The following is a 3,451-nucleotide window of genomic DNA, read 5'->3' as shown; positions in this document are numbered from 1 at the left end:
AATCAGCTAAAAGCAGAAACAAGCTTTAATAAAGGCATGCCCGCAAAACAGAAAAAAGCTATGCGCAGTACAGGTTACCTTGAAAAGGTATTGAAATCATAGGCTTTTTTCATGCTCTTGCCCTGCTTTGAATACAAAGCTTGGGAAAAGATTTATTGATTTTATGTCTCAACTTCAACCTCAAAATTTTGATGCAATCAATACATGGTTCCCAGAGGATAAGTTAACGATTAAGTTTTATGATGGAAATAGGTTTAAAGATGTTTCGCAGGGCTCTGCGGGTCAAAAAGCCTCTGCAATACTTTCTTTCTTATTGTCATACGGAACTGAGCCTCTAGTTTTGGATCAGCCAGAAGATGATTTAGATAATGGCCTGATTACTAGCTTGATTGTGTCAAAGCTACATGAGAATAAAGCTGATAGGCAAATCATTGTCGTTACTCATAACCCAAATATTGTCGTAAATGGTGACTCTGAATATGTTGTTGCTTTGGAGGATAGAGGGCAAATTAATACCCTAGCTTCAGGTGCATTACAGGAAATTGAAGTTAGAAAAAATGTCTGTGAAATTATGGAAGGTGGGGAAGTTGCGTTACAACAGAGGTATAAAAGGATGTTTAATATTTAAAGAAGGGTAAAATAACTTGAGTCGCACTTGTTACTTTATTTAGTTATGAAAGAGGCGTTCTTCGTCTCTTTAACTTTGTATGCTTATTTTCACTCTAAATGAAACAGGGGATAGCAGAAACTAAATTAGCTTTCTCACTAATCCTTTATTGCAAAGATGACTAATGAAGTTGCTTTACCTAGTAAATTGTCCTGAATTTCTTAGAGTCTTAGCTTTTTATGTCGAAATACCCTTTTACGATGATTTCTACTGTAAATTTTTGAAAACAAGTGCTCCTTATATAATTGAGGACAATAAAAATAAATATTACCGAGATTATTTCTTCTCACAGATCGCTTTAATCTACATGGTTATCTTCTCATTTCAGAGAAATGAGGTATACCGACGCTAAAGCGTCGAAGGTATCCAGTAGCCACTTTTACCTCCTAATAAATCAGTCAAAGTGATAGATCTACACATTGCCAATCACCCCTTAAAAAATTCATTTGCTCAAATGTTAGTGCGTTGCAAAAACGATGAGATCTAAACATTTTTGAAAATATAATCACTTTTTTAAAATTATTTTCATTCTATTTTTATAAAAATAATTACTACTTACCTCTAATTTAATAATGACATTGCAGATCGTTAATTAAATAGTAATTACCTACCCAAACATTCTTTCTAAACCCTATCAATTAGTTAACAGTTTTTTGTGAAAACTTCTGTTTTTTAGGAAAAATTCATTGTTGATTTACTATTTAAATAAATAAGCGAAATGTCAAAATACTTAATAAAATCAATGGCTTGATCTTGTTTTTATTTGGTGCTATAAGTCTTTTGAAATTTACATTATGAGATTTTAAAAATGACAAATTCGATTAAATCATCAGCTTTTTATCACCCTGTATCTGAACTTTTAGTTAACGATTAAGAGGTGGGATAAATGAGAGTAAAAATAAATAAAGCTACAGGGAGTATAAGAAAATGGATTGATAGCATGGCTAAAGGAGAGTTTCAGCCGATCATAAAAGTTTGGAGTGGTCCCAAAGGAACTCGAAGACACTTCTTTAGAGGCGTTAAAGCAGGCCGTAATCATCACTTTTTATCTGATGGTGAGTATCGTGCAGGCATCTATTACGAATCCCTTCCGCATATCATCGATTATTTTGAACAGTTCCCACTATGGGACATTGAGCGAGCAATTAAAATCGCGAATGAAATGGGCGGTAAATACCCTCAAGATAGTGATGGTGAGGCTTACATCATGTCTACAGATTTATTATGCCGAGAATACGATCCAATCCAAAGGAAAGTGACTCAAATAGCTCGTTCATATAAACCAATGGACTCACTTGATTTTAAATCAAAACATCCGATTTCCGTACATCGTACTTTGTTCAAGCTTGAATTGGAGCGCAGGTACTACGAGGAACTAGGGATTTTATATCGGCTCATAACTGATGCTCATATCTCTAAAATTTGCGCCCATAACCTAAAAGCACATCGAGAGTCTGCAAAATACAAAAATCAATTCATTGAGCATGAAGAACGGTTTTTATATGAATTCGTAAATTTATGTTTAGCGAATGAAAGTGATGAAGTAAAAGTTAACCTGGAAAAGCTAACATCAAAATTAATGCTGTCTTACTCTGATTTATATGCTTTGTTCCAATGGGGAATTTGGACTCATCAAATACCAGCAAATCTTGAAGTTAAAATAAATCCATATAGACCTCTTATCCTCAAACAGGTCGCATAGTATGTTTCATAAACACACCATTATTCATACAGAAAAAAACTCAATAAATTTATTGGTTGTTGATGTTAACTATCAACATGGAAAAATTGCTTATTTTGATCTGAATCAGCAACCTAAAGCCCGTAAATCATTGTCTAAAGATCCAAAGCGTTCACCGATAAGACCTAGCCGGGTACAAAGTAAGCCATTGTGTGCAAGCATAGACGAGTTCAATCGCCATATTTCTAAATATGATTATTTAGTAGAAAAAACTGAGTACCAAAATGGTCTTTATATTCCTAAGCAATTGCCTAAATTAAAGCGGGATAAAATAGTCTCGGAAAGGATACAAGATGCGAAAGATCGTTATGAACTTATCGCTCCTATTGTTGAAGATGATGAAAAACGTTACGAGTACCTGTATACCAATTTAGCATCGCATCATATCAAAACATTAAGCATAGCAACTGGTGTCAATGCGGTTCATATTGCACGTTTATTGTCTCAGTACTTTTATAGAGGTGCATGTCTAGAGGCGATGTACCCGAACTATCGATATTGTGGCTGTAATTATCAGCCTATTTCTGATTTTTCGGAAAACTCACCGAAGCGAGGAAGGCATACAACATCTACAGAATACCGTAATAGATTGCCCGAAGATGAAAAGAATATTGAAGAGTTCCTTAGGCGGCTGGGTAAGAAAATGTTTAATCGGATTAGCTATACCCAAATGTACCGACTTTATGATTTTTACTATCAAAGTGTAGAAGTCAGCATTAAGGGAGATGATGGCGTAAAAACATCAAGGAAAGTACCTAAAGCCCAGTCTGACTCGATTTCTTATCAAACGTTTTATTACTGCATTAAATTGCTAGAGAAAAATCGATTGTTTTCATGGTGCATATTCTCACCAGCTTTGATCACCCAATGGCATTAACTTTGATCGCTTATTCTCATTAAGCTTTGATCACGAAAATCACGCGATAATGATCACTTTTGTGTTCTTAATGATTTTGCCGATCAAAGCTTAATGCCACTCGTAACCGAGTTCACGTTTTATCATTTTTGTAGGTATGTTAAACCGTTATCTAAATCATTTGATG

3 protein-coding genes are annotated in these 3,451 nt (G+C 34.6%); all 3 read left to right on the top strand.

The window, feature by feature from the left end:
* The first annotated feature begins 163 nt into the window (after nucleotides 1-163).
* On the top strand, nucleotides 164-628 hold the full coding sequence (locus H5186_RS22265) for a hypothetical protein (protein ID WP_182795018.1): 465 nt from the start codon (nucleotides 164-166) through the stop codon (nucleotides 626-628).
* Between the two features lie 925 nt (nucleotides 629-1,553).
* Nucleotides 1,554-2,369, top strand: a complete 816-nt coding sequence (locus H5186_RS22260) for a TnsA endonuclease N-terminal domain-containing protein (protein ID WP_182795017.1) — start codon at nucleotides 1,554-1,556, stop codon at nucleotides 2,367-2,369.
* A 1-nt stretch (nucleotide 2,370) separates the two neighbouring features.
* The gene (locus H5186_RS22255; RefSeq protein WP_182795016.1) at nucleotides 2,371-3,285 is read left to right on the top strand and encodes a hypothetical protein; all 915 of its coding nucleotides are present in this window, start codon (nucleotides 2,371-2,373) and stop codon (nucleotides 3,283-3,285) included.
* Nucleotides 3,286-3,451 lie beyond the last annotated feature (166 nt).

The sequence above is a fragment of the Pseudoalteromonas sp. SG41-2 genome, from assembly GCF_014164535.1.
Taxonomy (GTDB): Bacteria; Pseudomonadota; Gammaproteobacteria; order Enterobacterales; family Alteromonadaceae; genus Pseudoalteromonas; species Pseudoalteromonas rhizosphaerae.
The sequence above is the reverse complement of the archived record's forward strand: the minus strand, read 5'-3'. Positions and strand labels throughout refer to the sequence as shown.